The 11,983-nt window shown below is 37.9% G+C and carries 11 protein-coding genes, 1 tRNA gene and 1 pseudogene; 1 reads left to right on the top strand and 12 read right to left on the bottom strand.

All coding sequences use genetic code 11. The features are described from left to right. The 9 genes from PVV69_RS06470 to PVV69_RS06430 form a co-directional block, all read right to left on the bottom strand. A partial coding sequence (locus tag PVV69_RS06470; RefSeq protein ID WP_273756901.1) for an Arm DNA-binding domain-containing protein occupies nt 1-508 on the bottom strand: 508 nt, incomplete at its 3' end. Between the two features lie 157 nt (nt 509-665). Then, a complete protein-coding gene (locus PVV69_RS06465) occupies nt 666-1,325 on the bottom strand; it encodes a hypothetical protein (protein ID WP_273756900.1) in 660 nt (219 codons plus the stop codon). Then, nucleotides 1,318-1,953 (bottom strand): hypothetical protein, encoded by a 636-nt coding sequence (locus PVV69_RS06460; RefSeq protein WP_273756899.1) that lies wholly within the window; start codon nt 1,951-1,953, stop codon nt 1,318-1,320. The genes PVV69_RS06465 and PVV69_RS06460 overlap by 8 nt, the downstream gene beginning before the upstream one ends. A gap of 49 nt (nt 1,954-2,002) precedes the next feature. After that, nucleotides 2,003-2,152, bottom strand: a complete 150-nt coding sequence (locus tag PVV69_RS06455; RefSeq protein ID WP_273756898.1) for a hypothetical protein — start codon at nt 2,150-2,152, stop codon at nt 2,003-2,005. Nucleotides 2,153-2,290: 138 nt separating this feature from the next. After that, a complete protein-coding gene (locus tag PVV69_RS06450; protein WP_273754855.1) occupies nt 2,291-2,446 on the bottom strand; it encodes a hypothetical protein in 156 nt (51 codons plus the stop codon). Further along, a complete protein-coding gene (locus tag PVV69_RS06445) occupies nt 2,443-3,333 on the bottom strand; it encodes a hypothetical protein (protein WP_273756897.1) in 891 nt (296 codons plus the stop codon). Before PVV69_RS06445 ends, PVV69_RS06450 begins: the two co-directional genes overlap by 4 nt. A 99-nt stretch (nt 3,334-3,432) precedes the next feature. Further along, complete coding sequence (locus PVV69_RS06440; RefSeq protein ID WP_273756896.1) at nt 3,433-3,603, bottom strand: hypothetical protein; 171 nt, start codon at nt 3,601-3,603, stop codon at nt 3,433-3,435. 670 nt (nt 3,604-4,273) lie between these two features. Continuing rightward, nucleotides 4,274-4,350, bottom strand: a tRNA-His gene (locus PVV69_RS06435). A 136-nt stretch (nt 4,351-4,486) separates the two neighbouring features. After that, entirely contained in the window at nt 4,487-5,575 is a 1,089-nt protein-coding gene (locus tag PVV69_RS06430) for a quinone-dependent dihydroorotate dehydrogenase (RefSeq protein WP_273756895.1), read from the bottom strand. Between the two features lie 498 nt (nt 5,576-6,073). Here PVV69_RS06430 and mscL point away from each other — a divergent pair, with 498 nt between their 5' ends. Beyond that, nucleotides 6,074-6,487 carry a large conductance mechanosensitive channel protein MscL gene (gene mscL / locus PVV69_RS06425; RefSeq protein WP_273721434.1) on the top strand — a complete coding sequence of 138 codons (414 nt, stop codon included), beginning with the start codon at nt 6,074-6,076 and terminating at the stop codon, nt 6,485-6,487. 28 nt (nt 6,488-6,515) lie between these two features. Here mscL and PVV69_RS06420 read toward each other — a convergent pair. The 3 genes and pseudogenes from PVV69_RS06420 to PVV69_RS06410 all read right to left on the bottom strand — a co-directional run. After that, a pseudogene (locus PVV69_RS06420) lies at nt 6,516-6,614 on the bottom strand (DUF4102 domain-containing protein); the annotation flags it as partial. A gap of 182 nt (nt 6,615-6,796) precedes the next feature. Further along, a complete protein-coding gene (locus PVV69_RS06415) occupies nt 6,797-9,058 on the bottom strand; it encodes a PAS domain-containing sensor histidine kinase (RefSeq protein ID WP_273756894.1) in 2,262 nt (753 codons plus the stop codon). A gap of 213 nt (nt 9,059-9,271) precedes the next feature. Continuing rightward, a complete protein-coding gene (locus tag PVV69_RS06410) occupies nt 9,272-11,800 on the bottom strand; it encodes a DNA translocase FtsK (protein ID WP_273756893.1) in 2,529 nt (842 codons plus the stop codon). Between the last annotated feature and the right edge of the window lie 183 nt (nt 11,801-11,983).

The following is an 11,983-nucleotide window of genomic DNA, read 5'->3' as shown; positions in this document are numbered from 1 at the left end:
GACGTATCAATGCTGTCCGAGCAGCTCCAGCTTTTGTATGCCAGATAGGAGCAAGAACATTGCGTATCTCTGTTTGTGTAATCTCTGAAACGGGCAGACAACCTAATTTAGGGAGAATATGAAGGCGTAAAGGTGTAAACCAGATTCCATCTTTCCCATCCCCTTTTAATTCAGCTTTCCGGCTTTCAAAAGTATCCAAAGCAATATCTTTTAAATAATGGAGATTGCTTATTGCTTCACGCTTTTGTTTATCGCGTTCTTTAATGGGGTCACGCCCTTCACGAAGAACAGAGCGCCACCCCGTTGCCAATTCACGGGCTTGTTTTAAAGAGACATCTCTTAAAGCACCCAAGCCCATTTCACGACGCCGACCGTGAAGGGTATACCGTAAAATCCATTGAGCACCTCCATCTTTACGCTTATGAAGTAACAAGCCGGCACCATCATTATATTTGCCAGCTCCCAATGTTGCGACAGACCTTGCATTAAGACGGTTCATAAGAGCCATTTTTTAATCCTTTCTTATACAAATTTGATCCACACACTCATCCCGCTTGTGATGTGCAAATGAGTGATTTTAATTGATGCAAGATAAAGAGATTTGAAATGAGAGAATCTTAGGTTATTCGGTGTTCTAATTCAATATGAATAACGCTAGATTATCATTATAAATCAATGCCTTGTAAAGTTGATAAAAGACTTAGACCTATAATAAACGCATAATATATTACCGTCTCAAGTAAAGAAAGTAAGGCGTCCCTATCAAGACTAAAGGCCCCTTTTAGGATTTTCACAGCTTCTGGTAGAGATGTAAGCAGTGCAAGCCCTATAGCAGCCCCCCAAATCCCCATTCCCACGCCCAGTGCTGCCTCTACACCATTGCCATTATCTTCTGCCACCCAATGAGAGAGCAAAAAAAACTGCATAATCGCCATGCCTATAGGGAATAGACTAACAGCAAAAACAATATTAGGCGTACTATAAGCAGAAAAATCTAAAATCAAACTGCCTATCATACGCATAAACCCGTATAGAAAAAAAACCAAAAGCACATAACAACCAGCGCTTGACCCAATAATCGCCTTCGTGCCTTTAAACGCTTTAACCAAAGAGAGTAACCAGCGGTACCCCAATATAAGCGAAAGCGCCAAAACATAATAAGGAAAATAACTCGCAGTGCCATAAACATAAAGAAAAACAAGACACAAAACAACGAGCAAGAAAACCAAACGTTCAACCAATGTTTTTTTCTTCATCAAAGGAAAAATAATCAGCACCAGACAAAAAACGGCGCCGATAACAGATAATGTCAATTTGTCAAGCATTATTGTAAGCCTCAGAAATAGAATTTATTAATATTGCATAGCCTGAAGAAATACCAAACATAGACAAAAGACCAACCGCAAAATGAATTACAAAAGGCAGATAGAAATAGGCCTTGCGCTTATCTTGGAAACCAAGATACATAAAGCGCGTATTTACAACATGCATCAATACAATCATGCCCGCGGCAATAAGATCGCTGATCGCTTGTGAACAAGATTCAAATGCGACATAGCCCGCCATTTGTGGTGCCCTATCAACACGGTAATTCAAGTAAAGAAAAAGAGCTGGGAGGGTCTTATAGCATAAGTCTAGAACACCCCAGCCCAGCCCGAAATAAAGGACCTCACGCGCAGCTAATTCTGGCTTATATACGCGAAGCAACCACAAACGCAAAAGCTCCGCAGTTAAAACTGATATCAAAAGGATAAAAAAGGGATAGCTTGCAGCAACCAAACTCATGTAATGCACCACCTGCTGCTGGCTATTATTAGCAACAAACAAAGCAGGCAATGGCAACAAAGAACTCAAATATATAAAATCTGCCCCAATACACAAGGTAGCAACTGCACCACAGAACCCAAGAACTAAATATTTATATAAGTAGTGCTCGTGCAGAATTAAAAGCATGCCAAGATAACATACCAAAAGCAAAGATAAGTCTGGAAGCCTACTTTCACTATGTGGATAAGCGAAGATGATAGCGCAGGAAAGTCCAGCTAGCCCCCCCCAAAATGACGCGCTCGCCCAACAAGCCATTGTTTTTAAGGACACGAGGGCTGGAACTTATCCCAAAACTAAGCAGCATTCCAAAAATTAAGTCAGACATATAATTTCCTTAAAGCGCATTGCCCTCCCAAGCATATCAAGATATTATTGCGGGAGAGAAACTCCCTGCTAAGAGGCTGATAGCGTACCCCTTAGCAAGGCCTTTACCTTGTTAAAAAAGCCAGGTCAAACAACAATTTCACCACTTAGAGCGAACACAATCCCAACCAACTTTAGCAATACCCGCGGCTGCTCCACGGACCCCGCCTACTATTGCGCCAGAAACTGCCCCTATTGGAGTGGCAGCTCTAGGCTTTAGGATAACCCAAAGAACTATAGTCTCCTGTCTTCTCACTCAGTTTTCCTTTTAAACGGGTTAATCACGCTAAGCTTCACACTCTTTGATTTAATGTAACGCGCGCACATATAAACAACATACATCAAACAAATCCACCTTATAACCATTCCATAGTTATCATCTGTATGAACAAACGCTACATAATAAGAAACAAAGAGGCTAAAAAACAGCTCTGCAAGAACATCAAGGACCAACCAATAATATTTCTTTGTAGTAACAAAGAGAACCATCAAAAATGTCAAAAAAACTTGGCCCGTTAGAATAGCGAAACCAAACACTGCATAATCAAACATTTTTTTCACTGCCTCCCTGTTTGCAAAACCTATCTGTTGATAGATTTCTCGAAGGTCTGATAAAAGCAGTGATGACACAAAAAAGACACCTATGGCAAACCCACAGCCAATACAAATGCTTAAATCTAGCACTGACATAGATTTTTCCTTCAAAGCTCTAGCAATTAGGACATAGCGAGCCACCCCTATCATCAACGGAATAATGAAAAGCAGATAAATATAGCTCGAAAGCTGCAGATCAAAAAAATCTAACAGAACGCCATCACTCATAACAATAAAACCAGCTGCCATGAAAAAAATGAGGCAACTTGCAATAATGGCCAAACTAAAGCACTTTATGTTGTTTACTATATTGGGTATAAATTCAATGCAAAAAGAAAGAAAGAACATAATTATAATAACAGGAGGAGATATTATGGGCACACAGACTAAGAAATATATGAGGGGAGGAACAACAAATGCCGCCACTATGAATGCAACCATGCTCCCCTTGTATAACATGCTTTTTCCATTAATAGCAATAGTTTTGAAGAATAGATACATGCCAAACCACAGACAAAAATAAGCGAGCACTAAACCAAACGCGTCCATAGCTCCTCCTGTGCAATATTCCAAACATAAAGGTGGCACCTTTTACAGTACCACCGTTCTAGGCTTTAGGATAACCCAAAGAACTACATCAAAAGCGCATCAACATCCCACACCTGAATGAGCAATAGATCGACCCCAAGATTGTATGCCACACTGGACAGCAGCCACACCATAACCAACATAACCGCCTATGGTGCCTCCGAATTTATCGCCTACAGATAGCCCCAAGCTTGCTGCGGCCATGCCAGTATTAAAATTAAGCGTTGCCATTCCTACGCCAACACCAGCCGCAAGGCCAATCCCAGCACCCTACTTGTCACCAAACGCAAAACCAGAGTTATATTTGCTATTAAAATTATCGGCACTGCAATAATCGTACGAACTATTTAAAAATCTCATTTATTTTCTTCAATTTAGTGTATAAATAAATTCCCCCAAGGTTACTTATGTCCCCGCGCCAGAATGGCTCACCCATAATCAACCACCGAAACACCCCCTGGAGATATGAATGCACTTTCATGCAAGTTCATATTTATAGAGTTACAAAGTCAAGGATAATATGTCAAAAATATGTCATATTTTAGTAAATTTATGCTTACTTATTTTATGTATTTAAACTTAATAGTTTATATTATGAACAATAATAATGAAAGGCAAATAAGATTCTCTTGGTTTACAAAATATACTAAAAGTATATAAATATAATGATAGAGATATTTATTATTGCAATTGCAATCAGAATCATAAATTTAGTTAACCCATTTATATTTCAAGCGATTATTGATCGTATCATTCCGTTTTTGGCAAAATTTGAGAAAAATCATCCGCGCAAGGTCTCTGCTCCGTGACGGCTCACACGCAAAAAAGCCCGCCAAGCGCGGCTTTTAACCGCCTTACAAAACGCCAACAATAAGAATTAGAAAAGTTGTAACAAGATAAATGGTACGGTTGGTGGGATTTGAACCTACGACCTCTGGTGCCACAAACCAGCGCTCTAACCAACTGAGCTACAACCGCATTAAAAAAATCTATCATAATTGTTCACGATTTCGTAAACATTTATTCTTCGCTTATGTGACATAAGGAAGATCAAAAGAGTTTGCAAGCCCCTTTAAAAAAATCCCGCAACTTTTATCAAGAAAAAATCATTTTCTTACAAAGGAAGTGCACGTTTTGCCCAATCTTCAACACTCTGATCGCGATAAGCTTTTATGCTATCAACCCCATCTTGCTGCATAAACTGCAAAATTTCTTTGAGAATATTTACAACAAGACTTGGTCCCTCATAAACCATCCCAGTATACAATTGTACCAAATCTGCACCAGCTTTCACTTTTTCCAAAGCTGTTTGTGCATCTTTTATGCCACCAACACCAATAATTGCAATGTCCTTCCCTAATTTTTGACGCATTTTTGCCAGTACAATAGTAGAAAGCTCAAAGAGTGGACGACCAGAAAGTCCTCCCTCCTCAGTACTTAAGAGGTTATTTTTAAGTCCTTGGCGTGAAAGAGTGGTATTGGAAACAATAAGACCATCAAAATCAGAACACTGTATTTCTTCAGCGATATCATCCAACTCCTTTTCCGATAAATCGGGGGCAATTTTTAAAAAAATGGGAACAGAAAATCCATACTTTTTCTTGTACTCATTACGTGCCTGCGAAATCGCATCTATCAAAAGATGTAAACTATCACGCGCTTGTAAATCACGTAAACCCGGTGTATTTGGCGAGGAAATATTCACTGTAAAATAGTCTGCAACATCATAAAAGTGAGCAATACCAGCAGTATAATCGTCAATTTTGTTGATCGTATCCTTATTGGCTCCAATATTGATCCCTACAATACCAAGTTGTTTATATGTTTGAAGTCTTTTGTAAACAATTTGATGTCCATCATTATTAAAACCCATTCTATTAATAATCGCCTCATCTTCTTTTAAACGAAAAAGCCGCGGTTTAGGGTTTCCCGCTTGGGGCTTTGGTGTAACTGTACCAATCTCAGTAAAAGCAAATCCTAAACGTAAAATAGCATCAACAACCTCTGCATTCTTATCAAAACCAGCAGCAAGACCAATAAAATTTTCAAACTCAAGACCTGCAACAGTCACAGAAAAACGCTTATCGAAAATCTTCTGACAAGTGCTCAGTCCATTTTTTAGACCTATAATCGCTAAACGGTGCGCATGTTCTGGGTCCAGCATAAATAAAGCAGAACGACCAATACAACGAAAAAAACTCATCAATCCTTCTCCAAAACAAAACTGATCTACTGCACCTCACATAAATCTTTTAACATAAAAGATCATTAATAAAGATGGCATATCATCTCAATTAAGAACGTACCACTACTACAAGAAAGTTTATAATATAACTGAAAGTTGATAACAGCATCGCCATTCACGTTTATATTTACACATTTTGAAGAGAAAATGAGCCTTTTGCTTTGAGAAAAAGCTTTCTTAGCTTTTGGAAATTGTTCAGAGATTAAAAAATAAAATCATCTGCAAACACGAGAAGAAAATTTTTGTAAAATAGCTTTTGTTGTTCTAAACTCAACCAGATACTTAGTTAAATCAAACAAACCCTTTTGTGAATTTTTAATATCTATAATATTCTTGGCAAAAAATTTTAATCTTTGTAGTATAATGTTTACTAAGAAAATAAAAACCGCTCTTTCCTTTTTCATCAAAAGCGATAATTAAAATTATCGTATATCTTTTCATAAAGGGGAAAACGCAATGCTTAAAGAATTCAAAGAATTTGCCCTAAAAGGTAATATGATTGACCTTGCTATCGGTGTGATTATAGGAGGCGCTTTTGGTGGCTTGGTCAACTCAGTCGTCAATGATATCTTTATGCCAATCATTGGGCTTATTACAGGTGGGATCGACTTTTCTAATATGTTTATTCAGCTTGCCGGTGAAAAACAAGCAACACTGAGTGCTGCTAAAGCAGCTGGGGCAACCATTAGCTATGGTAACTTTATCACTTTACTTATCAACTTTCTTATTATTGCTTGGGTGCTTTTTCTCTTTGTTAAAGCTATGAATAAACTCCGTCGAAAACAAGAAGAAGAGGAAAGTTCTAAAGAGATGTCTTTAGAAGAACAACTTTTGTCAGAAATCAGAGATCTGTTGGCTAAGAAAAAATGAATTTATCCGTGGTCTGCTGCGTCCTCACATCTTTACGCTTGTGGAGAAAAAAGCCGGCACCATTGTTATATTTACCTGCCTCCAATGTTGCGACAGCTCTTGCATCAAGACGGACCATAAAAGGCATTTTAGTCCTTTCTTATATAACTTTTATCCACATGCTAATCCCGCTTGTGACGTGCAAGCAAATGATTTTGATTGATTCAACATAGAGAGATTTGAAATGAGAGAATCATACGCTCTTTGGATTGTTAATTCAATATGAATAATAGTGATAAATTATTTATATAAATCAATGATTTGAATGCTTCATGGAACATATGGAAAAAACAATTCCACAGTTGTTCCATGATTGGGTTTTGAAAATAACAAAAGTTGTCCCCCACTTTCTTCTACCATGGCTTTACACATCGGCAGTCCTAAACCAGTTCCAATAAAAGTGCTGTCACCAGATCGCCCATCTTTGCGCTTTATCTGTCCATAAGGTTGTAGTGCTTGTATAATCTCTTCATCACTCATCCCTATACCGTTATCACTCACAGAAATCTTTACACGCTCTTTTTTTTCATAAGAAACATGAACAATAATTTGTCCACCCGATGGCGTAAAACGAATAGCATTGGAAAGAAGGTTCCATATAATTTGTCGAAATGTCTGTTGTGATACACCAATAAATGGTACATGCGTTGGAGCAACAATACGCATAATAATGCCATTATGATTAGCCTGTGTTTCAAGAAATGCCATACTCGCACGCAAACAAGCTATCACATCAAATCCTTCAGATATAAGAGGTGCCTTAATCTGATCATTTGAGCTAGAATAATTTGCTTTCGAGCATTCTAGTAATTGATTAATTAATGATAATATATGTTTTCCAGATGAGATAATATCGCGTAAATATCCACGATACCGCTCATTGTCTATCACCCCAAAACGACCATCTCTCATAATTTCGGCAAAACCAATAAGAGCATTCAAAGGTGTCCGCATTTCATGAACAACACCAACTGTTTTATTCTCTTCTGCTCTTTTATCTCTTGGTAAAACTGATCTTGTTATATCACGTAATATAACAGCATAATCGTCTTGTCGTGCCAAAGGTATAATCGTCATAGAAACCCTTATATTTTTGTGACTTTTGGTTACTAAAATAGCTGTCTCATCATGATTAAAAACCTGCTTTTTCCCCTTCATACGAATCAACTTAAAATATTTTTCTACCAAAGATCGGCTTTGTAGGGTGAATAATGAGGAAAATGGCTGTGCTAATAATTCATTTATTTCATAGCCCGTTAGGGCTAAAGTCGCACGACTAACTGATTGAATAAACCCCTCTCCATCCAACCAAAAGACACCATTCGTCGTTGTATCCAACAATGATAAAACAACCGCCGGCTCTTTTATTAGAGCTTGTTTTGGAGTATTTTCTGGTAATGTCTGCGCATTTGGCAACTGAACCACTGTTTCTTTAACGAAATGCGTCCTATTTACAGATGCATGCAATTCTCCACGCAGTCGTTCTGCAATCTCATGAAAAGCTGAACGCTCACTCTCTGAAAGATTCGATGTTTTTATATACGGATCTTTATCTTCTTTCTCTTGTTCTTTTTCTGGTGTTTTCAAAACCCCAAAGCCTCGAAATCCCTTAAGCTGTTGTTGAACATCAAAAATTGGTACAGCAGACAATTCAACATCAAGTCGTTCTCGACAATCATCAACAGTCCATGGCACAATCTGTTGGCTCCAAGGGAGAGCAGCCGCAATAAAGTCACTGAGGACTTGATATCTTTCATCATTAAACTGATGAGCAAGTTCATGAAAACTCAATCCTAAAATAGAGGAAGAAAGGGGACCAACAATTTCAGCTAACTCTTTTGAAACATCACAAAACCGTCCATTCTTATCCATTTTCCAAGTAAACCGTTGTGGCAAAAGTTTTGGCGTAAAATGAAAAGGCTCTTGGTCACTGTTTAACGCATCCGGTTCTAGTTGCGCATATAAAACTAAAAAATGCGCTGGTTTCATTCTCAAGCGTAGAATACCAACTTGTGTACGAATATCTGCTATGGAGACAATGGTTTTGACTGGCATCTCATCATCAACTGTCTGCAAGAGAATCTTGACCGTTTCATCAATAAATGAAAAACGAGAAGAAGCCTCCAACACTGTTCCATATTCATCAATTATTGCAACGGAGGTTGTTGCGTCATCCAATCCAACAATAAGAGAAGCCTTTTCTGCTAGCAAAGATTCTAGCAAAAACACCTTGCCTAAATCCATACTATCAATAGAAGCTATAGAAAATTCAGCTGTGCGCTTAAAACCATCCAATGTGATAACACTTGCACATGACGCACTCTTCAATATCTTATGATATTTCGCTTGGTCAAAAAAAGAGCTTTCTTTCATCATGTCAGCGACAGAAGAGAAACCAAAAAAATACGCCGCCGTACCGTTTGACCAAAGAACATTTTTGCAATCAGAAGAAAGAACGAACACCATCTTTCCTCGCATAAAGGCTTGTTTAATTTCTTTACATTCCAGATAATCTAAAAATGCTAAAGACATCTCCAACCCTTCTTTGTATCATTCTACACTCCGCAACAGCAGTCTTAATACAAAATATTGCTTCTTTATTATTCCCCATTCTATTTTTTTAATATTTCACAATAAAAAACAAGTGTGCGGTAACACTTGTTCTTATAAAGTCAACCAAACATCAACTCTTAAAATAACAATCGTTCAGTATTTTTAAAGTCATGCATTTTAAAACTGTCTTGCTTAATTATTGTACTCACTGATTAAAATTTCACGTTTCCCAACATGATTAGCAGCTCCAACAATGCCTTTCTCTTCCATACGTTCAACAAGGGAAGCTGCTTTATTATAACCAATTGCAAGCCGACGCTGAATATAAGAGGTAGAACATTTTTTATCACGCATAACAATCTTTACAGCCTGCATATAAAGTTCTTCACCATCATCACCAAGATTTTCTTCTGTAGAAACTCCAGCAACTGAATCAGCAGACTCACTTTCTTTGTTTTCCTCTTCACTATCCGTTACGGTGGCTAAATAATCAGGCTTTCCTTGCATTTTAAGATGTGCAACAATAGATTCAACTTCTGCATCAGAAACAAAGGGGCCATGAACGCGTACAATGCGCCCACCGCCTACCATATGAAGCATATCTCCCTGCCCTAAAAGTGTTTCTGCACCTTGTTCCCCCAAAATTGTACGACTGTCTATTTTTGATGTGACCTGAAAAGAAATCCGGGTAGGAAAATTTGCTTTAATCGTACCAGTAATGACATCAACCGAAGGGCGCTGCGTGGCCATAATAAGATGAATTCCCGCCGCACGTGCCATTTGCGCTAAACGTTGAATAGCATTTTCAATTTCTTTACCTGCCACCATCATGAGGTCGGCCATTTCATCAACAATCACAACAATATAAGGAAGTTGCGTGAGATCCATTGCTTCTTCATGATAAAGCATTTCTCCACTTTCCTTATCAAAGCCTGACTGTACGGTACACATGATCGTTTCGCCTTTTTGTGCTGCAAGTGCAACGCGTGCATTAAAACCATCAATATTACGCACACCTAACTTAGCCATTTTGCGATAACGTTCTTCCATTTCACGAACTGCCCATTTTAAAGCTGTTACCGCTTTTTTGGGATCCGTCACAACGGGCGTTAAAAGATGTGGAATGCCATCATAAACAGAGAGTTCCAGCATTTTAGGATCAACCATGATCAAACGGCACTGCTGTGGTGTCATGCGATAGAGAATCGATAAAATCATTGTATTAATTGCAACAGATTTGCCAGACCCCGTTGTTCCTGCAACCAATAAATGAGGCATTTTCGCTAATTCCGCAATGACAGGCTCACCGTTAATGCCCTTCCCCAAAGCAAGAGCAAGCTTAAATTGGCTTTCACGAAAAGAATTTGATTGAATTAATTCCCGCAAATAAACGGTCTCACGAACCGCATTGGGTAACTCAATGCCAATAACATTGCGTCCAGGAATCACAGCAACGCGTGTAGAAATAGCAGACATCGAACGAGCAATATCATCGGAAAGATTGATAACACGCGATGATTTTACTCCAGCTGCCGGCTCAAATTCATACATTGTCACCACTGGTCCTGGATGAACATGGATAATTTCACCCTTAATGCCAAAATCTTCCAAAACACTTTCCAAAAGCCCAGCACCACGCTCTAATGTTTCTCGCGGGATCATCGTGCCTTCATGAAAAACAGGTTCTTGTAATAAATTGATTGGAGGAAATTCATAAGTATCAGCGTTAAAAGATTGAATATTTGACATAAAAGCAGAATGATAATTGCTTAACAATGTGTTCGCAGATCGAAAGACTTTACCTTTTGGTTTCTCTACAGAAAAATTTTCTGAATTTTTAGCGATATCTTCTGTTGTAGCATCAGTCATATTGTAGGTATTTTGAGGCTCTTTCGTTGCTTTTGCATCGCTTAATCTATCAGAATAATCTTTAATTATAAACCCAGAATGACGCGTTTGTGTCTCTTGAACTGGTTCATTCTTTTCATGCCTTAAATGAGAAACTTGTTCAATTTCCCGAGTCGTTTCTGCTAGAGATTCTGATGTGATGGAATCGTAAAATTGTGGAAAGCGGTATTCAAGAACACGGTAAAGAGCAGTAATTGACTCATCAAAGGCAGAAGTCGTATCGGATATATTCTCATTTGTGCCATCCATTAATGTTATATCTTCTTCTGAGTTTTTCGCATCAAGCTGTTCCAGTATAAAAGATCCACACTCGAAAAATGCATCATCAGAAAGATGAAAAACAGATTTTGTTTTTTGCACTACATTATTTTCTACTGGTAATTTATGCTCCTCGCTTGCCTTCTCAAACGGTTTATGGACAGCTTGTTGTGATAATTGCTTCAAAACCGTTGCATGACAAATTGATGCTTTTTTTTCTATCGATTGAGAATTGATTACCTTTTTTGCTGAAGGAGAATTTGTTGTGTTTTTATGACAGTGTATAATATTTGTTAGATTTTCCTGCTCTTTCTTTGTAAAGACTTTAAACTGTTTTGCAAAAATTGGATCCGTTTCTATGCGACGACGCAAAATTTCAACTTCTGGTGTTCGCGTAAAACGCACATTTTGTCCAAGGGTAAATGCCTTTTTCCATACTTCCGGATAAGAAAATATCTCAGCAATCTCAGTAGATGCCTGCTCTTCTGCTGTATGTTTTGTAATCTCATCAAAAAAAGATGGCGTAGAAATAGATTTTTTTTTCGAATTGTGCATGGTACCCAACAAATTTATGGCAATGAGAATAATTGCTTCTTCAAAAAGAATGCACAAAGACTATCGTATGAAGGTTAATAACCTTTTGCTAACGGTCATTTTTCAATAAAAAATAATATTGTAATTTCTCTTAATAAAACTTTCTCTATAAATATTGGATAAATTGTAAAATTTACAGTGTCA

The sequence above is a fragment of the Bartonella sp. MM73XJBT genome (assembly GCF_028618465.1).
GTDB lineage: Bacteria > Pseudomonadota > Alphaproteobacteria > Rhizobiales > Rhizobiaceae > Bartonella.
The sequence above is the reverse complement of the archived record's forward strand: the minus strand, read 5'-3'. Positions and strand labels throughout refer to the sequence as shown.

Coding starts and splice junctions, on each gene's coding strand:
- PVV69_RS06440 (WP_273756896.1), bottom strand. CDS start 3,603: ATGGCAACGCTTAATTTTAATACTGGCATGGCCGCAGCAAGCTTGGGG.
- PVV69_RS06415 (WP_273756894.1), bottom strand. CDS start 9,058: ATGTCTTTAGCATTTTTAGATTATCTGGAATGTAAAGAAATTAAACAA.
- PVV69_RS06430 (WP_273756895.1), bottom strand. CDS start 5,575: ATGAGTTTTTTTCGTTGTATTGGTCGTTCTGCTTTATTTATGCTGGAC.
- PVV69_RS06465 (WP_273756900.1), bottom strand. CDS start 1,325: ATGCTTGACAAATTGACATTATCTGTTATCGGCGCCGTTTTTTGTCTG.
- PVV69_RS06455 (WP_273756898.1), bottom strand. CDS start 2,152: ATGTCTGACTTAATTTTTGGAATGCTGCTTAGTTTTGGGATAAGTTCC.
- PVV69_RS06445 (WP_273756897.1), bottom strand. CDS start 3,333: ATGGACGCGTTTGGTTTAGTGCTCGCTTATTTTTGTCTGTGGTTTGGC.
- PVV69_RS06460 (WP_273756899.1), bottom strand. CDS start 1,953: ATGCTTTTAATTCTGCACGAGCACTACTTATATAAATATTTAGTTCTT.
- PVV69_RS06410 (WP_273756893.1), bottom strand. CDS start 11,800: ATGCACAATTCGAAAAAAAAATCTATTTCTACGCCATCTTTTTTTGAT.
- mscL (WP_273721434.1), top strand. CDS start 6,074: ATGCTTAAAGAATTCAAAGAATTTGCCCTAAAAGGTAATATGATTGAC.